We start from the raw sequence: 18,352 nt of genomic DNA on the forward strand, positions 1-18,352 counted from the left end.
CGACAGCAGCGCCGAACTGCCGGACATGCGCACGTGGTTCGGCGACGACCTCACCGACCCGGACCTGCCAGCCGACGAGGCCACCACCCATCTCGGTGACGCGCCGCTGGTGGAAGCGACCAGCCTCGTCGTGGCCTGCTTGCCCCTCGACCCGGCCGACGCCACCAACCGGATCCGGCTGGCGTGGCTGCTGACCGCATGCGCGCGACTGCTGCGCCCCGGCGGCTGCCTCGTCCTCGTCGTCACCGCCCCCAACGGGGGATTCGGACCGGAGGACTTCACCCCGGCGGCCACCGCCGCCGCGGCCGTCGGCCTGGGCTACCTGCAGCACATCGTCGCCGTCGCCGCCGACACCAGCGGCGACGCGTTCAGCTACCACGTCACCGACGAGGAACTACTCACCCTCGCCCAGCAGAGCAGCCACCCGTGGGCGGTGGCACACCTGCGCGTGCACGCCGACCTCCTCGTCTTCAGCCCGGCACCACCACCCTCGGCGTCGCAGAGGCCGAGCCGTCGACAGGGCGGTGACCGCCGTGACTGAGCACACCTCCTTTCCCACCGACCCAGGCCAGCCGGCCAGCCGCGTGGAGGACAACCAGGGCCAACATCGTGACCACGCCGGTCGCCACCGCGACACCGGCAGGCGTCACCGCGCACCCAACGGGCCGAAGGACCTGTCGGTATGGGCGACCGCGCAGCAGACCGGGCCGGTGCAGCGCCGCGGCCGGTACGTGCCCGAGTCGGTCAAGCACCCCGCCCGGATGCTCCCCGCGATCGCCGCTCACGCGGTGCGCGCCTACACCCGCCCCGGCGACCTGGTCCTCGACCCCATGTGCGGGATCGGCACCACCCTCGTCGAGGCCATCCACGCCGGCCGCGACGCCATCGGCGTGGAGTACGAACCGCGCTGGTCGAACATCGCCGACGCCAACATCACCCACGCCCAGCGCCAAGGCGCCACCAGCCGGGCCTCCGTGGTCCGCGGCGACGCCACCCGCCTGCGGTCCCTGCTACCCGCCGCGCTCACCGGGCAGGTCGCCCTGGTCGTGACCTCGCCGCCGTATGGGCCGACCGTGCACGGCCTCGTCCGGCCCGGAGCCGACGGCGTGGCGAAATTCGACAACGCCTACAACGACGGCACCGACCGCGGCAACCTCGCCTACCGCGACCTCACCGGCCTCGCCGACGGCTTCGCACACATCCTCACCGGCTGCGCGACCCTGCTGCGCCCTGGCGGCACCGTCGTCGTCACCGCCCGACCATGGCGCAAGAACGGCCAGCTCGTCGACCTGCCGTCGGCGGTCATCGCCGCCGGCATGCGCGCCGGCCTGATCCCCACCGAGCGGTGCGTTGCGCTGCTCGCGGCAGTCCGCGACGGGCACCTCATCGCCCGCCCATCCTTCTTCCAACTCCAGGCCGTACGCAAAGCCCGCGCCGGCGGCACCCCGCTACACCTGATCACACACGAGGACGTGCTGATCTTCCGCCGCCCCCAAATCTCCGCGAGTTGCAACGAACCCAAGTGTTGACGCGGCGAATGCGGGTGTCCGGTGGGCTCGTCATGCCATCCGGACACTCGGGTTCGGACCCACCCTAGCGCTCGGTGACTACGCGGAGGCTCGGCACTGCGCAGGGCTCGCGGCTTCCTTCGATCGGACCGCTTGGTTCAGATGAGCTGTGGGCAACGATCGCCTGACGGGAGGGCGGCGGCGCATATGTCGTCGCCCCATGGTCAATCAGCGACTGGGCGAAGCTTGTTGAGTGCCACGCCGATACGGTGGCGTCTCTCAATACCCATCTTGACGGCCAACCTCCACGAGCCGACGCGCGGATCTGCCGATGAGGCGCGCGCCGTATCGTGCTGGCCATGATCGAGACCGCTGCGCCGAGGACGCGCAACCGGAGTGGCACGGCCGCACTCGTGCTTGGGTGCATCAGCCTGCTTCTGTCGCTGATCGCGTGCGGTGTGGCGGGCCTGTCTGTCGACAGCAATGACATAGACCTGCTCCCGGTACAGTCCAAGCCAGAGGTCGCCAGCGCGGCCCAGGTGGAAGCCGTCGCTCACGTGACCCTGCCGCCCGGCAGCGTGCTGCTCACCGCCGCGTACAGCAACGGCTTGGAAACCCAGCTCTCGGCGAAGGTCCGCATGCCGCGCACCGAACTCGACGCCTTCGTCGCCGCGGCAAATTTCACAACGGCTCTCGCGCCGGGGCTTCGGGCAGTCGACGCCAAGCACAACGTCGGTGGCGGCAACCTGTGGGACCCCGAAACCGCCAAGACTATCTCCGGCCTCGACGAGGAGCAACCCACGGCAGAGGGCACACGTCGAGCGCTCCTGGTCAACCTGGACGCACCCGATGCAGTCACCGTGTACCTGTACGCCAGCCGCGGCTGAACCCCGCAGGCATCCGCTTCTGGCACCCCTCTGTGTCAAGAGGCGGCGAGGAGTCGTGTTCTAGGCTGGGGTTTGGCGGGTCCGGGAAGTGACTGTTCCGAAGTGTCGATCATGGGGATTGGGTCGGCCGCGCTGGATTGAAGAGTCCTCCCCACGTGTCCTCCCGGGCCCGTCCCGGCTTTCTTGGCGTCTTTGATCATTTGCTTGTAGACGATGTCGGACAGCCGGCGCTTGAGTGCTCGCATGGCCTCCATCGGGGTCTTGCCGGCGGCGAGTTTGCGCCGGTAGTAGGCGCGGCCTTCGGTGTCGTGGCGCAGCTGGACGACGGCCATGATGTGCAGGGCCCGGTTGATGCGCCGGTTCCCGGCTCGGGACAGGCGGTGGCGTTGCTGGTCGCCGGAGGACACGTCCAGGGGTGCGGTGCCGTTCCAGGAGGCGAAGTGCCCGCGGCTGGCGAATCGGCTGATGTCCGCGACGTCTCCGATCAGGCGGGCGGCGCCGGAGGGGCCGATGCCGTTGAGGTCCTGCAGACTGCTGCCGGTGGTTTCGACAAGCTCAGTCAGTTCCTTGTTCGCGGCCTTGATTTTCTTGTCGACCTGGACCAGTTCGGTGATCAGTTCGGAGGCCAGCCGGCGGCGGGTGCGCCCGACCAGATCACGCGGCCGGATCGTGTTGAGCAGGGTCCGGGCCTGGGCGGCGGACAGGAACTTCTTCGCCCCACCGGGCAGCAGCTCCAGCAGCAGCTTGTGGATGCGGTTGAGCAGATCGGTGCGGGCGTGGCCGAGACCGTCGCGGTGGTCGACCAGCAGCCTCAATGCAACCGTCACATCGTCGACGGTGACCTGCCGCAGACCCTTCGCCCGCAGGGCGGCGACGGCGACGCTGTGGGCGTCGACTAGGTCGGTTTGCGGCCCTGACCGGTGTCGAACACGCGGGCCCGTGCGGACAGCTTCGCCGGGACGTCCACCACGGTTTCGCCGTCGGCGACGAGGCGTTGAGCGATGTGCCGGCCGATCCCGTTGCAACCCTCCACCGCCCAGACACGGTCCTTGTGCTGTCGACCGAGTTCCAGCATCGGCCGGTAGCCGTCGCGGTCGGTGGTGAACCGGCCCTGCGCGAGAACCTTCTCGCGGTCGTTGATGATCTCGATGGTCGCGGACCGCTTGTGCGGGTCCATACCGATGATGACCTGTCCACGCTCGTTCTCCTCGATCAGACCGGGGCTGAATCCGGCGAGGAGGGCAGCGCTACTTCGAGCTGGGCAGACCCCTCTTGAGTCTCTCCGCGCCACGGTGACCGGCAGGACGCATGCCAGATGAGAGCCACACCAAACCGCGGTGGGCAGCCGCCGAAAGAGCGACCCCGCCGGTCACCTCGACCAAGCCTGGCCGGGCTGCGGTCGTACCACCAGTAGATAAGTAGCCGCCGATCGGGCGCGACGCCAAGCGATGTGCCGTCACGCACCGTAGTGCTTCTCGGCATCCTGCGGCACACGGAACTGCTGATGAGCAAGCAGGCAGTTCGTCGTCCCGTGCCTTAGCGGGCGATCTTCGCGTTCGGCCGTCACCTGCGATCGGTGCCGGAAACTCCGTGGCCGGGCATCGACGCAACACGGATAATGGGCTCCATGACCGGTGGCCAAGACACCCGCACACCGGATGATGGCACGGTCGCGGCGGGCGGCGCCGCGCAGGCTCGACTGCTGGAGCTCGCTGAGCTGTGCCACATCTGCCGGGTGGTATTCCATAGGACTGCAGATCGATTCCACTGGCGGCCCACGCTGGGTTCGGCGGCGGAGGTGCTGGCAGCGGCTCTGCCGAGTCCAGATCCGCTTCTGGCGGCACCGCGTCTGGAGACCGGGCATCGACTGGTTGCGGGTGCCGTTCAGACGTATCTGCTTACTGCGGCTGGTCATCTTGGTGCGCTGTCTGCCCTCTATCGCGCGGGTGAGGTGCTGTTCACGCCCGGGATGGTGGTTCGTGGGGTCATCGAGTGCAGCGCTCGTGTCTTCTGGGTGCTCGGCGACCGGGCCGACGGGCCAGAGGATCTATTGGTCCGTGGGTATCTCGAGGAGCTCCTGAGCGCTGAGGAGGCTAAAAAGGCAGCCGGCCGGCTCGGCGGGAAGTCGACCGACCTGTACAAGCAGCTGGACAACACCTACAGGAATCTCAAGGCGGAGATCGCCGGGCGGTTCCCGGGCACAACCCTCGATGGCCTCAGCCGGTGGATGCTGGGCGGGCAGACCTTGGCGAAGCCGGGCGAGGCAGTGACCTCGATGTACGGATTGCTGAAGAAGCACGCAGGTTCGATGGTCACCAGCAAGATTTCGGAGGGCATCTACGACTACCTGTCGAACGTGACTCACCCGACGCTGTATCCGACTCGTGACCTCCGAGAGTGGGTGCCGTCGTCGGATCATCCCGATGAGCTGGTCGCCATCCTTCACGTGGAGACCGATTTCGTCGAGCGACAGACAGCGGCTGCGGTGCTCGCGTACTACAACGCGTTGTCGTACGTGACGTCCTTCTTCGGGTGGAGCACCGACATCCATGACCAGCTCACCGAGGCCATCGACCGGCTCCTGCCGGGTGCACTGCAGAACCCAAAAGTGGCGCCGGCCGTTCCCTCGGGAGGCCCCATCGCGTAGCAGCAGCGCGCGGAGTTAGGAATGCTCCCCATCCGGGGTTGCATCCGGTTTGGATGCACGTCGCCTGTCGTCGACCCCGACGTCTGCGTCCGCCCGCTGCAGCGGACGCCGGCCGTCGTCGTACAGCCGGTGGGCGTGGCGGTACCTGGCCGGTCGACTTTTCGCCTTGGCAGACCGCGTACGCGCACTTCACACGGCTGAACAGGCGGGGCGTGACCGAGCGGATCCTGACCGAGCTACGTGAGCAGATCCGGGTGGCTCACGGCCGCGAGCCCGAGCCGACGGCGGGGATCATCGAATCGCGGAGCGTGAAAGGCGCTGACACCGTGCCGCGGCACCGCAACGGCTGTGACTCGATCCCTGCCACTGCCGCATGCGGTGCCGCCGGTCCACGCAAGCGGTCACGCCGACCGCGGGCGCTCCGCAAACCGGAAAGTCAGGAGTTCTGGAAAGGCAGGCTCCTACGCGGGTGCGGCGACCGTTCTGGGGTATCCAAGTCCCAAAAGCGCATATTGCCCGTACTGTCACCGGAGGCCACGATCGTGCGTCCGTCCAACTCGGCCGTCGCCACGCAGCAGACATTCGCACTGTGCCCGGTGTACTGGAACTCGTCGAGCCCTCCGGACTCGGCTCCGACGCCAGCGTCGATGACGTTGATGACCGTGAGCAACGGCACCAACGCCACGAATCTGCGCCCGGAACGGGCAAAGGTCGCCACACTCGCCCCGGCCGGGGGCCTCCGGTATTCCTTCAACACCTTGCGCGTGGCGACATCGACGATCCAGAAGTCGTCCGTCTCTTCCAGGAAATACTCAGACTGGTAAGGATTGTCGTCCTCGTCCTCGTCCTCGTCTTCTTCGTCGAACTCGTGCTCTGTGCGGTCGAGCTCCTGTTCATCGTCGACGTCTACTCCGTCGCCGAAATCGTGGTAGGGGTCGATCCCCCGAATGGCGACGAGCTGGCCGTCCAGTGTCGCGAAAGTCCCGAGGCCTTCGGTCTCCTCGGGCACGCCGCCGGGCTCGTAGAGCGGACGACCGGAGGCGACGTCCCACATGGTCAACGTCGCCAGACTGGGCCGGTACATGGCGGGGTCGCGCGCGATGGTTAGCGCCACCAATCGCCCGTCCAGCACGCCGATGTCCGCGCGGTTCAGTTCCCACCCCGCGTCGACACGCACCTCGGCGTGGTGCTCGCCCGTGACGGCGTCGATGATTCGCACCACCCCGTCTCCGGTCCCGACACCCACCAGCGCTCGGCCGTCTACATTGGCCACCCCGAGCCCGACGATCCTGCTCTCCAGCCGCGCGAAGGACTCGCTCCTCGGGACACCGGCGTCGGAGCGCCAACGCAACACCACTCCGCTGTCGTCACCGGTGATGAGAATATCGCGGTGCGGTCCGGCGAAGGCCGCGTATCTGACCCTGCCCGCGTGTCCGGTGAGCGCATGGCCGAGCGGCTGTCCCGTGGCCGCCTCCCAGAGCCGCAAGGTCCGGTCGTCGCTGCCTGAGGCGAACACTGTGCGACCTTCCCACCGCCCGGCGGTGAGATCCCGAACAGCGTCGGTGTGCCCGCCTCCGCCGCCCGCGGGACTCGCGAACCTGCCGGGTGTCTCCGGGATCTGGTCTGAAGCATCCATGCGGGACAACGTAGCGGAACCATCATTCTCGACCGTGCTCCGGATGCAGAGCATTTCGACCTCTGAACCGATTGCGAACTCGGACCCCGGCCTCCTGATTGACGAAGTGCAGACTGCGCTGAGGCGCAGCACTGACCAGCTCGCTCGGCCAACGGCAGCTGGAGAATCCGCCGTCCGGAGGACGCCCAACCAAGGTCGCTCGCGACCTGGTGTAGGGGGCATTCTCTCGTCGGTAACTGCGAGCAATCCTGCATCGGCCGGCCGCTCGAACCGTAGTCGAACTCAACTCAACGGCGACCCTTCGTCAACGCCGGACAGGCGCCGCTGCCGCTTCTTGACGATTTGGGGCTCGAAGGTGCCGGCCCGGTCGCGTGGAACGCCGATCTGCGCCGGGCCAGTGCTGCGGTCAGCACCGTCTTCGACCGGCTGCCGTTGCGGATGTTGCCCGCTCCGGCATCTGACACGTCGTGCTTCTCATAGCCGAGGTGCTCGGTCATCTCCTCGTTTAACGCGGTCTTTAGGACCGTCTTGGTCAACTGCTGGAGCAGCCCATCCGGACCCGTCAGCGACAGGCCCTGTTCCTTGGCCGCCCGGACCAGCTCGACGGCGGCCTTCGTCTCCGCCGACGGCTCCGCCCGCTTCTTACGTCCGGACTGATCGTTCTGCGTGGCGGTCATCACGGCACCCTCTTCACCAGGCACAACGCCCAGCAGGTCAGGCCGGAAACACCTTTAGATCCACAGACCCGAGGGACGCGGACATCGCGTGTGGGTGTCCGCTGGTCACGTGTTTTGTTCGTGTCGGTCGTGGCTGTGCCCGACAATCTGAGGGTCAGGTGGGAATGGGTAGGGGTTCCTGCGGCCAGTTGAGGACCTTGGCGCCGAGCACCGCCGCCTGCAGCGTGAAACGGTGGCTGGGGTCAGTGGGGTCGTAGCCGGTCAATGTTTTGACGCGAGCCAGGCGGTAGGTGACGGTGCGTACCGATACGTGCAGGCGCTTCGCCGATTCGGTGGCCACCGCACCGGTGTCGAAGTAGGCGTGCAGGGTGTCGAGTAGCGGTTCGGCGCCGCCGCGCGCCCGGGTGAGTGGGGTGAGTACGGCTTGTACCAGGTCCACGATGGCGGGTTGGTCGCGTAGCAGAACTCGGTAGATGAGCAGGTCGTGTGCGTTGATGACGGGGGTGTCTGTGTGGAGTCGCCCGGCCATGGCGAGTGCTTCGCGGGCCTCCTCGTAGGAGCGGGCTATGCCGTACAGACCGGGGTGGGACCGGCCGACAGCTACCCGCCAGGGTCCTCCCCGGGGCAGTCGGCTCAGCTCGCGGTGCATGAGGCGGCCGAGTTCATTGCTCGCGTCCATCGCCGGCGGTAGTCGGCCGACTGATCCGGTGTCGGCGGGTGCCAGCACGACGAGCAGGCCGTCCTTGGTCGCGACGAGGACGTCGCGGTCGCCGAGCCGGTCGAACATGACCGCCTCAAGGGCGCTGATCGCCGCGTCGGCGTCGGGTAGTCGTCGGCTCGGTGCGGCCAGCGCCACTTGGTGGACCCTGGCGAGGTCGAGCCCGAACGGTTCGGCGCGTTCGACGAGGGAGCCGAGGTCGGAGTCACCGCGCAGCAGGTCGTCGATGAGTTCGCGGCGCAGGGTCTCCTCGCGGCGGACGAGGTCGCGGCGGGCGACTGCGTATCCCTCGGCGAGGGTGGCGACCGCGTCGTCGATGACCTGCAGGACGGCGGTCGCGGCGGCGCGGACTGCTTCACGGTCGCGGGAGCGCACCACCATCGGCAGGTCTTGCCACAGCCGCCGCGCGGCGGACAGATACAGCTGTACGACCGGCCCCGCGGAGATGCCCTGTTCGGCGGCGCGGCGGCCGAGCAGGCCGACCGCGTCCAGTTCTCTACTTTTGGCTTGGCGGCCGTGCGTGGCCGCGTCGGCGAGCATCCGCAGGTAGTCGCCGAGCAGCTCCACCGGGACTCCGCCGGCGTCTCGGCTGGCTCCTTCGGCGACTTTGAGTAGCCACGCATCTTCCGGTTCCGGTGTTGCAGGCCGCCGCCCGCCGCGTCGCCGCGTGCTGTCGGTCATCTCCGCCTCGCCTCCTCGAACCACCACTTGTCACGCCACCCGTGGTGGTGGCCGGCGCAGATATTCGTATCTCCGCTGGCTCGGCACCCGTTTGTGTGCATGTCGGCGGTGTCCGGCGACGCCGAGGGTTCAGTCCATTGTTGCCGACAGTCGGCAGTCTAGACCCGTCGTGTCTGTGGGTCAGGGCCCTGCCGAGGACAGGCCCGGCGAGACGACGATGGACTTTGACCTCAGGCCATTGCATCCGCAGCGCGGACGCCGGCGCGTAGGCGTCGATGAGATTCCCGGCAGGCCCTAGCTCCTTCATGTCATGGCACCGGTGGGCTTTTGCTCGCAGAGGGGAGAACGTCATGCGGTTCCGTAAATCTCGACTGTGGCTGACGATCGCCGTTGCTGCGGCTGTCCTCGTGTTCGCCGTGGCGCTGCTCGTGAGCCGCAGTGTCATCGATGCGCTGTTGATGATCGCCAGCGTCGCCGCGTTAACCGGCTTGTACCACTTGCGGCGCTACGCCCGCGCCGTGCTGCTGTACCGCCGACGCTGGGAGCTGCGGCGACGGCACCCTGACGGCGAACCGGTCAGCAGTGTGCCTGTGGCCGGCCGTCGAGACGTGACCGCATCTGGCGCTACCAGCGTCGCGCCTGGCCGTCGTGTTCGCAACCGGAGGTGAGCGCATCCCTGACGCGTATGCCGGCCAAGCGACCACCACGCATGGGCGGGACCCACGCAGACGGCGGTCTGGTTGACCCAAACCCCAACGGTCTCGCCCCCATCACGCCAGCATTCGTCACCACCGATCGGGTGCGCCGCCGCGCACCTCACAAGATCGTCGCCGACAGGAGGAACAGCATGCCGCAGTGGCGGGTACGCGATGTGATGACCACGGACGTGATCTCCGCACCCGAGGACGCGTCGGTCGCGGAGATCGTCGCTGTGCTCACCGACCGGCAGATCACCGCCGTGCCAATCGTCGACGGCTTCGACGTGGTGCTCGGCGTGGTCTCCTGGGCCGACCTGAGAAGGAAGATCGACATCGGTGCGCCGGGCAGCCCGCCGCATGTCGGTTGGTGGCGCCGGTGCGCGGCGCCGCCGGTGTGGTGGCCGCAGGGCACCGCCGTGGAGGTGATGAGCGGCCCGGCGTTGACCATCGAAGCCAAAGCGCCGCTGCCCGCGGCGGCCCGGGTGATGTACCGCAGCGAGGTCGGTCGGCTGCTGGTCGTCGACGGCGACCGCCGACTGCGAGGCATCGTCACCCGGTCGGACCTGTTGAAGGTCCACGCTCGGCTCGACGCCGTCATCCGCGACGAGGTGATCCACCAGGTCCTGCGTCGTACGCTGTGGATCCCGCCGGGGGATGTCCAGGTCGCCGTCGATGACGGTGTCGTCACCCTCACCGGGCGCACCGCGCGCAAGACGACCGTCGTCGCCGCCGCCCGGCTGAGCGAGGCTGTCCCCGGCGTCACCGACGTCGTCGACCAGCTCACCTTTGACGTCGACGACACCGTCGCGGCGGCTCCCGCGCGTCAGGCGGCCGAGCGTGATCCTCTGCTCGGCTGGTGGATCGGGCGCCTTCCCGCCTGGTCAGCCGGCAGCGGACCCGCAGACCGGATCGGCGACCACGAGCAGCAGATCGTGACTCGATCGGCGGCACTGCAATGACCAGGCCGCAGGCGGACCCGCGCCCATCGCCGGTGCCATCGCGTCCGGACGGCGAACACCACGACACGATCATCGATCTGCACGACCGAACACCGGATGCGCCCCGGCAGCCGCCGGGAATCGACGACGACTCCAGCGGGCTCGCCGGTGACATTGTCGACGAATGGGGCAGGCAATCATTCCCGGCGAGTGACCCACCGGCCAACTGGTGACACATGCCGATGCCGACGCCGATGCCGATGCCGATGGTGACTGCGAGGGCCACCCAGCCTGGGGCACGCGCGCAAACGCTGGTCCAGCCACGAAGATGCCGGCATCGAATCGGAGATGCGCTGCCCCATGGGCGCGCCGGACGACTTCCCATGAGAGGTGAGCATGGACATCCTGAACGCGCATGATCTGCTCCGGCTTGCCGACCAGCGCGGCGGCATACGGGGCTCCATCTTCCTGCCCACCCGGCGCGGCGGGCCTCAAATCGAGCGTAACCGCGTCCGGCTGAAGAACCAGCTCCAGCACGCGCACCACGCGCTGCGCACCGACGGCATGCCAACCGCTCGGATCGACGCGCTACTCGAGCCCGGGCATCGACTCCTCGACCTGGTGGGGTTGTGGGACCAGCCCAGCGACGGTCTGGCGGTGTTCCTCGGACCGGACGGCCTCGAACACCTGCGGGTTGCGGTGCGGTTACCCGAACTGGTGACCGTCGGCGACCGGTTCATGGTCCGACCGCTGCTACCGCTGCTGAACGCGGGCGGCCACTTCTACATCCTGGCACTGAGCCAGGACGAGATCCGGCTGTTCCACGGCACCCGGTTCGGCCTCGACCAGGTCAACCTCGACGGGCTCCCGCTGGCGGTGTGGCTGAGCATGCCGCGCCGGCGACCACAGGTGCACGCCTTCCTCGCCGACCGCGGAGGCGCCGGCGGCCGGGCCGTGTTCCACGGCGGTGACGACCACGACGTCAAGCCTCTGATATTGCAGCACTTCCGGCGCGTCGACCAGGCCCTGCGCGAGCTCCTCGCCGGTGACCAAGCCCCCGTCGTCCTCGCCGGTGCGCGCTACCTGCAAGCCATCTACCACCAGGCCAACACGCATTCTGAGCTACTGCCCGACGGCATCGACGGCAGCCCACGGGACACGAATCCCGATCAACTCCACCGCCGGGCGTGGGCGCTGGTCGAACCCGTGCTGCGCGGCCACGAGACCGCAGCCGCCGCCGGATACCGCGCGTTGCACGGCACCGGACGCACCAGCAACACACCCGACGAGATCTTCGCGGCAGCCCGGCAGGGCCAGGTCGAGACACTGTTCCTCTGCACCGACACCCCCGCATGGCGCACCCGCACGGACCGCGAGCCGCTGATCCTGCTCACCGACACACCCACCACGAGCGATCAACTCGACCTCGCCGCCGCGGCAACGCTGCGCCACGCCGGCACCGTCTACGCCGTGCCCGCCCCACGCATGCCCGACGCCAACCCGATAGCCGCGACCCTGCGCTACTGACAGAACCGCCCACCCTGCTCGATGTTCAAACCCTTACCTGGACAGGAGGCCACCCATGAGCGATCCCATGTATCACCCGACCACTCCCGAGATCGCCGCGCAGCGCAAAGAGCTCGCACCCGAGACCCACGACGCGTTCGAAGCGTTCACCCGTGCCGTGTTCGCCGATGGTGCGCTGCCCGAGAACACCAAGCAACTCATCGCCGTAGCCGCCGCCCGCGCCACTCAATGCCCCTAGTGCATCCAAGGACATACCCGCCTGGCTTCACGCAAGGTCGCCAGCCCGCAGGAGATCATGGAGGCGATCTGGGTGGCCGCCGCGATGCGCGCTGGAGGCGCCTATGCGCACTCCACCCTGGCGCTGTATGCGCTCACCCATCAACGCGAACCTTCCCTCAGCTGGATACGCACACCCTTGAACCTCTCCCGTTGACGACGGTCGGGCACGGCACCGCCTCCCAAACGGAGCTGGCGGGTCTGCTGACCACTGCCGGCCTGCGCCTGCTGGTCGATGTACGCCGCTACCCGGGCAGCCGCGCGCACCCGTACACCGGCCGGGAGGCACTCGCCCGCTGGCTGCCCGCCACCGGCATCCGGTATCGCTGCGACGAGCGGCTGGGCGGCCGTCGGTGCCTGCCGGCCGATTCACCGGACACGTGGTGGCGGGTAGACGCCTTCCGCGCCTACGCATCCCACATGCGCACCACGCAGTTCCAGGAGGCCGCGGAGGAACTGATCGGCGACCTGCGTGCCGGCCCTACCGCGATCATGTGCAGCGAGACGCTCTGGTGGCGTTGTCACCGCCGTCTGATCGCGGACCACCTGACCGCAGTCCGTGGATGCACGGTGTGCCACCTCGATCATCGCGGCCGGCTCACCGGCCACTGGGTAGCCCCCGGTGCACGGCTTAGCTCAGCTGGCGTGTTGGTGTGTGACGCACCGTAGACATCGTCCGATCCGGCGCAGCACCGCCGGCCATGGCAGCGGCCCAAACGTGAGGTCGCCCAACAGCCGCGTGACGGTTATGCCGGTCATCGTGGCGCCACGGTCGGCGTTCACGGTCAACAGGTCGAAAGTCGACGCCTCCGTGGGAGACGCGTCAGCGATCAGCGCCTCGACGAGGTGTCCGGCACACCGCGAAGCTTCTCGCCCGGCCAGAACCTCAACACACCGCCTGCGCCACACACCGTCGCTCCGCCCGGTCTGCGGCCGTGGCGCATGCTCCGTTCGGTGCTCGCCTCAGGCCGGACCCGCGTGCCCGGCGACGAGCGGAGTATCCAGTCCCACACGGCCGAGCTTGGCCGCCCCGCCGGGGGAGTCCAACGCCGTTGCCTTTCCCGGCAGCGGCTCGGCGAAGAACCGGGCGTTGTCCGCGGTGAACACCGACCACTGCGCGGGAAGGTCGTCCTCGTAGTAGATCGCTTCCACCGGACAGACCGGCTCGCACGCGCCGCAGTCCACACACTCGTCGGGGTGGATGTACAGCGCCCGGTCTCCTTCGTAGATGCAATCCACCGGGCATTCCTCGACACAGGCCCGGTCGACGACATCGATGCAGGGCTCCGCGATCACATACGTCACGCCGACCTCCTCGGTGCACGGGTGAAGTGCTCAACGATTTTAGACTATCAGCATCAGTTCTATTATGATGGTGGGGTGAGCAATGACGATCGAGCGGATGTGCGTAGCCAGACGCATGGGGCGTTGGCCGTCGCCAGTCGGCTACGACTACTGGACGCGCTGCGTGCCGCCGACGGCCCGCTCGACGTGCGTGAGCTGGCCGCGGCGTGTGGCCTGCACGTCACCACGGCCCGCTTCCATCTGGACGTCCTCACTGACGCCGGGCTGGTGACCAGCCGGGCCGTCCAGTCCGGTACACGCGGGCGACCTCGACGGCTCTATCTGCCGGCCAGCCGCGCCGTCGCCGGCGGGCAGACCGGCTACGAACTGCTGTCCGGGATCCTCGCCGCGCGTTGGGCCGGGGACAGTGAGCAACGGGCGCGGCGGGCCGAACAGGCCGGCTGGGATTGGGCCGGACACCAGGAACCGGGACCGGCGGTTCCCGCCGCGACGCTGGCCGAGGCGGCGGTACACGTGAACGCGGTGTTCGCGGAGTTGGGCTTCGAGCCCGATCTCGTCCGCGACGGTGACAGCCTGGAGATCCGGCTGCATGCCTGCCCGTTCCGCGCGGTCGCTATAAAACACCCGGACGTCGTCTGCTCGATGCATCGGGGTCTGCTGCGGCGGGCTCTGGCCGACGTTGATGCCCCGCCCGCCGCGGTCAGTCTGCAACCGTTCGTCCAGCCGCATCTGTGCCTCGCCCGGATCACTCCCGTGACCGCGCCGTCCCCCGGGCGACAGATCCCGCCGTCGACCGGCTCCGGAGGCAAGCCGTGACCGCTCGCCTGGCTGCCGTGGTGCTTCTCGCTGTCCCGTTCGTCTGGCTCGGCATGGTCCTGGCGATCTCGTTCCTGGAGACCCCGTTGAAGTTCCGGGCGCCGGGCATCACCCTGCCGCTCGGGCTCGGCATCGGCCGGCTGGTCTTCCGGGCGCTCAACGCCGCGGAACTCCTCCTCGCCGCCGCGCTCACACTGGCGGTGCTCACGAGCACTGCCGGCAGATCCACCATCGCGGGCGTCCCGACGACCGTGCTGATCGGGCTCTGGGCGCTCCTGGTCGTCCAGGTGGCGGTGTTACGCCCCCGCTTGGACCGTCGTGCCCACCAAATCATCGGCGGGCAGGTACCACCACGATCGCGTCTTCACCTGGCCTACATCGCCGCCGAATGCGCCAAAGTCATTCTCCTGCCCACGCTCGGGATCGTGGTCGCCCTACGGCTCATGCCATGAGTCCGCCACCCGATGCCGGGTCCCCCGGCCAGCGCGCCGACCGCAATCCGCACGGTCCAGCGACCATCGGCCCGGCCGTGTTCAACCACCACGACGATCCCGTCACCTGGACCCATGGACGTCAACGTTTGCCCCGGGCGTGCGCGATGCGCCATCCGATCAGGCAGTCGAGACAACAGCACGGCAACGCTGTGAGAAAGGCCCACGCCATGACCGCAGAACTCCACCGGCAGCCACTGACCAGCGGCGCGCTGCCCAGCCAACTGGTCGACCTGGACCCCGCCGAGACCCAGGAATGGCGGGACTCCCTCGACGCGGTCGTAGAACACGCCGGAGCCGATCGGGCCCGGTATCTGATGCTCAGCGTGCTGCAGCGGGCCCGCGAACAGCACGTCGGCGTTCCCGGACTGCACAGCAGCGACTACCTCAACACCATCCCGCCGCAGCTGGAGCCGGTGTTTCCCGGCGACGAGGACATCGAACGGCGCATCCGCGCCTACATCAGGTGGAACGCCGCGATCATGGTGCACCGGGCGCAGCGACCCGGGATCGGGGTCGGCGGGCACATCTCCACCTACGCCTCGGCCGCGTCGCTGTACGAGGTCGGGTTCAACCACTTCTTCCGCGGCCCCCACGCCCAGGGCGGCGGCGACCAGATCTACTTCCAAGGCCACGCCTCCCCGGGCATCTACGCACGGGCCTTCCTCGAGGGCCGACTGACCGAACATCAGCTCGACGGGTTCCGCCAGGAGCTGTCGCATCCCGGCGGCGGCCTGCCGTCCTACCCGCATCCGCGGCTGATGCCCGGCTTCTGGCAGTTCCCGACCGTCTCGATGGGCCTCGGCGCGATCAACGCCATCTACCAGGCCCGGTTCAACCGCTACCTGCACCACCGCGGGATCACCGACACCAGCCGCCAGCGGGTGTGGGCGTTCCTCGGCGACGGCGAGATGGACGAGATCGAAGCGCTCGGCGCGATCGGCGTGGCCGCCCGCGAGAACCTCGACAACCTCACCTTCGTCATCAACTGCAACCTGCAGCGCCTCGACGGCCCGGTCCGCGGCAACGGCAAGATCATCCAGGAGTTGGAGGCGTACTTCCGCGGCGCCGGATGGAACGTCATCAAGGTGATCTGGGGCCGGCAGTGGGACCCGCTGCTCGCCGCGGACACCAACGGCGCGCTGCTCAACCTGATGAGCGTCACCCCGGACGGCGACTACCAGAGCTACAAAGCCGCATCCGGGGCGTTCGTACGGGAACACTTCTTCGGCCGTGACCCGCGCACCGCCGCAATGGTCGCGGACATGTCCGACGACCAGATCTGGGGACTCACCCGCGGCGGCCACGACTACAAGAAGCTGTATGCGGCGTACCAGGCCGCCGTGACGCACACCGGCCAGCCGACCGTGATCCTGGCCAAGACCATCAAGGGCTGGACACTCGGGTCGCACTTCGAGGGACGCAACGCCACCCACCAGATGAAGAAACTCACCCTCGACGACCTCAAGGGCTTCCGGGACCGGCTACATCTCGAGATTCCCGATACGGCACTCGACGAGATACTGCCGCCGTACTACCGCCCGTCCGACGGTTCCCCGGAGCTGGAGTATCTGCACGAGCGTCGCCGTGTCCTGGGCGGCTATCTGCCGGACCGTCCCACGCGAAACCTGCGCCTCGCCCTGCCCGGCGCCGGGGCGTACGCGGTCGCCGCCCGCGGTTCCGGCCGGCAGCAGGTCGCCACGACGATGGCGTTCGTCCGGTTGCTGAAGGACCTGATGAAGGACCCGCACATCGGTCACCGGTTCGTGCCGATCATCCCGGACGAGGCCCGCACCTTCGGCCTGGACGCCCTGTTCCCGTCCAAGAAGATCTACTCCCCGCACGGACAGCACTACCTGTCCGTGGACCGGGAACTCATGCTCAGCTACCAGGAGGACACCCAGGGCGTCCTGCTGCACGAGGGCATCACCGAAGCCGGCGCCACCGCGTCCTGGACCGCGGCCGGGACCTCCTACGCCACCCACGCCGAACCCATGATCCCGATCTACATCTTCTACTCCATGTTCGGGTTCCAACGCACCGGCGACGGCCTGTGGGCGGCCGCCGACCAGATGACCCGCGGCTTCCTGCTCGGTGCCACCGCCGGCCGGACCACCCTCAACGGCGAGGGACTGCAACACGAAGACGGCCACTCGCTGCTTCTGGCCGCCACCAACCCCGCCTGCGTCGCCTACGACGCCGCGTTCGCGTTCGAACTGGGCCACATCGTCCGCGACGGCCTGCGCCGCATGTACGGCGAAACCCGCAACGGTGAGGACGCGAACGTCTTCTACTACCTGACCCTGTACAACGAACCCATCACCCAGCCCGGCCAGCCGGCCGACACCGACGTCGACGGCATCCTCGCCGGCATGCACCTCTACAGCACCGCCGAGGAAACCGGCTGCCCGCGGGCGCAGATCCTGGCCTCCGGCATCGCCGTGCAATGGGCGCTGCAGGCACAACGGCTGCTGCGCGACGACTGGGGCATCGCCGCCGACGTCTGGTCGGTGACGTCCTGGACCGAACTGCGCCGCGAGGCCATCGCCGCCGACGCCTGGAACCTCACCCACCCCGACCGGCCACGCAGAATCCCCTACGTCACCCGCCGGCTGACCGAGGCGCCAGGCCCCGTCACCGCCGTGTCCGACTGGATGCGAGCCGTCCCCGACCAGATCGCACCGTTCGTGCCTGCCACCTGGTCCTCCCTGGGCACCGACGGCTTCGGGCACTCCGATACCCGCGGGGCGCTGCGCCGCCACTTCCACGTCGACGCACCCTCCATCGTGCTGCGGGTCCTCTCCCAACTCGCCGACCGTGGAGAAATCGACGCGTCCTCGCCCGCTAGGGCGATTGAGCTGTACCGGCTGAATGAAATCGATGCGGCCACGCCCGGCAGCACCGAAGGGTCCGTCGAGTAGGGAAGGGGCCGGCCCAGCTGTGATTCGCCGGATGTCTCACCGAGGCGACAAGCAGCTCGGGCTGGCCCGATGGGGGTGTGCGCCCAACGTGTGCATGCAGTGTCGCGGCGATGGAGCGGAATCATCCGCTGCGGCGCGAAGCCGCTCAGCAGCAGCGGCAGTCGGCGACGGCGGTCAGGGGTGTCGCAGGTGTGCCAGCGCCATGCCGATCGGGATGCTGACAGCCAGCACGAGCAGCAGCGTCCGGTGGACATGGCCGACCAGCGCTGACACCCCACCGGCGGCCGAGCTAGTAGCCGAACCCGCACCGGGTCGTGCGACGCAGAAGGCGATCGCCAACGCGATGACCAGCAGCGCCGAGCCGAAATCGACCGCCAAGGGTTCACCGGTCAGGGTTCCACCGATCACCAGGGCGTTGCCCACGTTCCAGCAGCCGATCTGTGCCCAGCTGCCGCTCGGCGCTATGACCTCGGGTCCCCGGATCCGGGCCTGGCTCATGGCGCACTGCGTCACGCCACCGACCAGCACCAGATAGGCCGCGAGCTAGCTGCCGTGCGCCAGATCGAGTGGCTCGGTGACCGCGGCGACCAGGCCACCGATCACCACCGAACAGACGCCGATCGCGG

General features: G+C 68.5%; 16 protein-coding genes and 3 pseudogenes. 12 read left to right on the forward strand and 7 right to left on the reverse strand.

The window, feature by feature from the left end; genetic code table 11:
- The 3 genes and pseudogenes from FHG89_RS13255 to FHG89_RS13265 form a co-directional block, all read left to right on the forward strand.
- Positions 1 to 541: pseudogene (locus tag FHG89_RS13255) on the forward strand (hypothetical protein); the annotation flags it as partial.
- 43 nt (positions 542 to 584) lie between these two features.
- Entirely contained in the window at positions 585 to 1,529 is a 945-nt protein-coding gene (locus FHG89_RS13260) for a TRM11 family SAM-dependent methyltransferase (protein WP_244295414.1), read from the forward strand.
- Positions 1,530 to 1,867: 338 nt separating this feature from the next.
- Entirely contained in the window at positions 1,868 to 2,395 is a 528-nt protein-coding gene (locus tag FHG89_RS13265; protein WP_139584698.1) for a hypothetical protein, read from the forward strand.
- A 35-nt stretch (positions 2,396 to 2,430) separates the two neighbouring features.
- On the opposite strand, the gene FHG89_RS13270 is transcribed toward FHG89_RS13265, so the two are convergent.
- Together FHG89_RS13270 and FHG89_RS33700 are read right to left on the reverse strand one after the other, a co-directional pair.
- Positions 2,431 to 3,261, reverse strand: coding sequence for a transposase (locus FHG89_RS13270; protein ID WP_280116066.1), 831 nt, complete (start codon positions 3,259 to 3,261; stop codon positions 2,431 to 2,433).
- 29 nt (positions 3,262 to 3,290) lie between these two features.
- A complete protein-coding gene (locus tag FHG89_RS33700; RefSeq protein ID WP_280116065.1) occupies positions 3,291 to 3,572 on the reverse strand; it encodes an IS110 family transposase in 282 nt (93 codons plus the stop codon).
- Positions 3,573 to 4,022: 450 nt separating this feature from the next.
- On the opposite strand from FHG89_RS33700, the gene FHG89_RS13275 reads away from it, so the two are divergent.
- Positions 4,023 to 5,042, forward strand: a complete 1,020-nt coding sequence (locus FHG89_RS13275; protein WP_244295410.1) for a hypothetical protein — start codon at positions 4,023 to 4,025, stop codon at positions 5,040 to 5,042.
- A gap of 436 nt (positions 5,043 to 5,478) precedes the next feature.
- On the opposite strand, the gene FHG89_RS32925 is transcribed toward FHG89_RS13275, so the two are convergent.
- The 3 genes and pseudogenes from FHG89_RS32925 to FHG89_RS13295 all read right to left on the reverse strand — a co-directional run bounded on the left by FHG89_RS32925 (position 5,479) and on the right by FHG89_RS13295 (position 8,640).
- A complete protein-coding gene (locus FHG89_RS32925) occupies positions 5,479 to 6,678 on the reverse strand; it encodes a WD40 repeat domain-containing protein (RefSeq protein ID WP_167517402.1) in 1,200 nt (399 codons plus the stop codon).
- Between the two features lie 300 nt (positions 6,679 to 6,978).
- Positions 6,979 to 7,355: pseudogene (locus FHG89_RS13290) on the reverse strand (transposase); the annotation flags it as partial.
- A 154-nt stretch (positions 7,356 to 7,509) separates the two neighbouring features.
- Entirely contained in the window at positions 7,510 to 8,640 is a 1,131-nt protein-coding gene (locus FHG89_RS13295; protein ID WP_244295411.1) for a PucR family transcriptional regulator, read from the reverse strand.
- A 464-nt stretch (positions 8,641 to 9,104) separates the two neighbouring features.
- On the opposite strand from FHG89_RS13295, the gene FHG89_RS13300 reads away from it, so the two are divergent.
- From FHG89_RS13300 to FHG89_RS13320, 5 genes and pseudogenes are all read left to right on the forward strand, one after another.
- Positions 9,105 to 9,422 carry a hypothetical protein gene (locus FHG89_RS13300; RefSeq protein ID WP_139584700.1) on the forward strand — a complete coding sequence of 106 codons (318 nt, stop codon included), beginning with the start codon at positions 9,105 to 9,107 and terminating at the stop codon, positions 9,420 to 9,422.
- 179 nt (positions 9,423 to 9,601) lie between these two features.
- Positions 9,602 to 10,411, forward strand: a complete 810-nt coding sequence (locus FHG89_RS13305) for a CBS domain-containing protein (protein ID WP_167517403.1) — start codon at positions 9,602 to 9,604, stop codon at positions 10,409 to 10,411.
- A 375-nt stretch (positions 10,412 to 10,786) separates the two neighbouring features.
- Positions 10,787 to 11,917: a baeRF3 domain-containing protein gene (locus FHG89_RS13310; protein WP_139584702.1), complete on the forward strand. Its 1,131-nt coding sequence runs from the start codon at positions 10,787 to 10,789 to the stop codon at positions 11,915 to 11,917.
- 67 nt (positions 11,918 to 11,984) lie between these two features.
- Positions 11,985 to 12,350, forward strand: a pseudogene (locus FHG89_RS34300) (carboxymuconolactone decarboxylase family protein).
- Positions 12,347 to 12,862, forward strand: coding sequence for a DUF488 domain-containing protein (locus FHG89_RS13320; RefSeq protein WP_244295412.1), 516 nt, complete (start codon positions 12,347 to 12,349; stop codon positions 12,860 to 12,862). The pseudogene FHG89_RS34300 and the gene FHG89_RS13320 overlap by 4 nt, the downstream one beginning before the upstream one ends.
- A gap of 294 nt (positions 12,863 to 13,156) precedes the next feature.
- On the opposite strand, the gene fdxA is transcribed toward FHG89_RS13320, so the two are convergent.
- On the reverse strand, positions 13,157 to 13,498 hold the full coding sequence (gene fdxA, locus FHG89_RS13325; RefSeq protein ID WP_124773212.1) for a ferredoxin: 342 nt from the start codon (positions 13,496 to 13,498) through the stop codon (positions 13,157 to 13,159).
- Positions 13,499 to 13,573: 75 nt separating this feature from the next.
- Here fdxA and FHG89_RS13330 point away from each other — a divergent pair, with 75 nt between their 5' ends.
- From FHG89_RS13330 to aceE, 3 genes are all read left to right on the forward strand, one after another.
- Positions 13,574 to 14,314 (forward strand): helix-turn-helix transcriptional regulator, encoded by a 741-nt coding sequence (locus FHG89_RS13330; RefSeq protein ID WP_167517404.1) that lies wholly within the window; start codon positions 13,574 to 13,576, stop codon positions 14,312 to 14,314.
- Entirely contained in the window at positions 14,311 to 14,766 is a 456-nt protein-coding gene (locus FHG89_RS13335) for a hypothetical protein (protein WP_222431417.1), read from the forward strand. The genes FHG89_RS13330 and FHG89_RS13335 overlap by 4 nt, the downstream gene beginning before the upstream one ends.
- A gap of 209 nt (positions 14,767 to 14,975) precedes the next feature.
- Positions 14,976 to 17,726 carry a pyruvate dehydrogenase (acetyl-transferring), homodimeric type gene (gene aceE / locus FHG89_RS13340; protein ID WP_139584704.1) on the forward strand — a complete coding sequence of 917 codons (2,751 nt, stop codon included), beginning with the start codon at positions 14,976 to 14,978 and terminating at the stop codon, positions 17,724 to 17,726.
- Positions 17,727 to 17,900: 174 nt separating this feature from the next.
- On the opposite strand, the gene FHG89_RS13345 is transcribed toward aceE, so the two are convergent.
- Positions 17,901 to 18,254, reverse strand: a complete 354-nt coding sequence (locus FHG89_RS13345; RefSeq protein WP_167517405.1) for a hypothetical protein — start codon at positions 18,252 to 18,254, stop codon at positions 17,901 to 17,903.
- Between the last annotated feature and the right edge of the window lie 98 nt (positions 18,255 to 18,352).

Origin of the sequence: Micromonospora orduensis (genome assembly GCF_006228125.1) — a bacterium.
GTDB classification, from domain to species: domain Bacteria; phylum Actinomycetota; class Actinomycetes; order Mycobacteriales; family Micromonosporaceae; genus Micromonospora; species Micromonospora orduensis.

Bases quoted from the DNA above. Each gene is read 5' to 3' on its own strand.
- FHG89_RS32925 (WP_167517402.1), bottom strand. From the start codon at position 6,678: ATGGATGCTTCAGACCAGATCCCGGAGACACCCGGCAGGTTCGCGAGT.
- FHG89_RS13305 (WP_167517403.1), top strand. From the start codon at position 9,602: ATGCCGCAGTGGCGGGTACGCGATGTGATGACCACGGACGTGATCTCC.
- FHG89_RS13300 (WP_139584700.1), top strand. From the start codon at position 9,105: ATGCGGTTCCGTAAATCTCGACTGTGGCTGACGATCGCCGTTGCTGCG.
- FHG89_RS13310 (WP_139584702.1), top strand. From the start codon at position 10,787: ATGGACATCCTGAACGCGCATGATCTGCTCCGGCTTGCCGACCAGCGC.
- FHG89_RS13265 (WP_139584698.1), top strand. From the start codon at position 1,868: ATGATCGAGACCGCTGCGCCGAGGACGCGCAACCGGAGTGGCACGGCC.
- FHG89_RS33700 (WP_280116065.1), bottom strand. From the start codon at position 3,572: ATGGACCCGCACAAGCGGTCCGCGACCATCGAGATCATCAACGACCGC.
- FHG89_RS13275 (WP_244295410.1), top strand. From the start codon at position 4,023: ATGACCGGTGGCCAAGACACCCGCACACCGGATGATGGCACGGTCGCG.
- aceE (WP_139584704.1), top strand. From the start codon at position 14,976: ATGACCGCAGAACTCCACCGGCAGCCACTGACCAGCGGCGCGCTGCCC.